Genomic DNA, 1,406 nt, shown 5'->3' with positions numbered 1-1,406 from the left:
GGGCACCGCCGCCCGGGCGCGCCCCCGCTTGCGGGCCTCCTCGCGGACGCGGCGCAGCACCGTCGCGGGATCGTCCCACCCCACCCAGCCTGCCAACTGCCGGGCGTACTCGTCACGCAGGGCCGAGTCGCGGATGTCCGCCACCACCGGCACGGTCTGGCGGAGCGCCTCGACCCGGCCCTCCGCGTGGTCGAGATCGTATTCCTCGAGCATGGAGCGGATGGCGAACTCGAACATCGGCACCCGGGCCGAGATCAGATCGCGGACGGCCGCGTCGCCCTTCTTCTGGCGGATGTCGCAGGGGTCCTGACCGGCGGGGGCCACCGCCACGAAGGTGCGGCCGGAGAACTGCTGGTCCCCGGAGAACGCCCGCATCGCGGCCTTCTTTCCGGCCTCGTCGCCGTCGAAGGTGTAGATGATCTCGCCGCGGAAGTAGTTGTCGTCCAACATCAGTCGCCGGAGGGTGGACAGGTGGTCCTCACCGAACGCGGTGCCACACGCCGCCACGGCCGTGGTCACGCCGGCCGCGTGCATGGCCATGACATCCGTATAGCCCTCCACGACCACCGCCCGGCGCTGGGCGGCGACGTCCCGCTTGGCCAGGTCCAGTCCGAACAGCACCTGCGACTTCTTGTAGAGCATCGTCTCCGGCGTGTTCATGTACTTGCCCAGGGTGTCGTCCTCGAAGAGCTTGCGGGCGCCGAACCCGATCACCTCCCCCGCGAGATTGCGGATGGGCCACAGCAGGCGCCGGTGGAACCGGTCGATCAGCGTCCCCCGTGAGCTGGTCTTGGACAGTCCCGCCGACTCCAGCTCCTTGGGCTCGAAACCCTGCCGCATCAGGTGTTTGCTCATGGTGTCCCAGCCCGTGGGCGCGTACCCGCACCCGAAGCGCTCGGCGTGGGAGAGGTCGAAGCCGCGGTCGGTGAGGAACGCGCGTGCAATCTCGGCCTCCGCGTCCTGATGGAGTCGCTCGGCGTAGAACTTCTGCGCGGCGGCGTTGGCCTGGACCAGTCGCGAACGGGTCCCGCGGTCGCGCTGGATCACCTGCCCGCCGCCCTCGTAGGAGATGCGGTAGCCGATCCTGTCCGCGAGCTGCTCCACCGCCTCGACGAAGCTGATGTGCTCCATCTTCATGAGGAAGGCGAACACGTCGCCGCCCTCACCGGTGGAGAAGCAGTGGAAATAGCCGTGCTGCGGACGAACGTGGAACGACGGCGTCTTCTCGTCCTTGAACGGGGACAGCCCCTTCATCGAATCCGCGCCGCCTGGTTTGAGCGCGACGTACTCGCCGACGACCTCCTCGATGCGAGTGCGTTCGCGGATCGCGGCGATGTCCTGCTCCGGAATCCGCCCTGCCATGCCGCCCAGAGTAACCGCCCGGGCAGGAGACCGGCGTGCCCCCT

The 1,406-nt window shown here is 68.8% G+C and carries 1 protein-coding gene; it reads right to left on the bottom strand.

Annotated features, from left to right (window positions below; translation table 11 throughout):
- On the bottom strand, window positions 1-1,362 hold a 1,362-nt coding region (gene dnaG / locus G6022_RS16220), incomplete at its 3' end, for a DNA primase (RefSeq protein ID WP_182692021.1).
- Between the last annotated feature and the right edge of the window lie 44 nt (window positions 1,363-1,406).

The organism is Dietzia sp. Cai40 (genome assembly GCF_014145165.1).
GTDB classification, from domain to species: Bacteria; Actinomycetota; Actinomycetes; order Mycobacteriales; family Mycobacteriaceae; genus Dietzia; species Dietzia natronolimnaea.
Note: the sequence above shows the minus strand (reverse complement) of the source record. Positions and strands in the feature narration are given on the sequence as shown.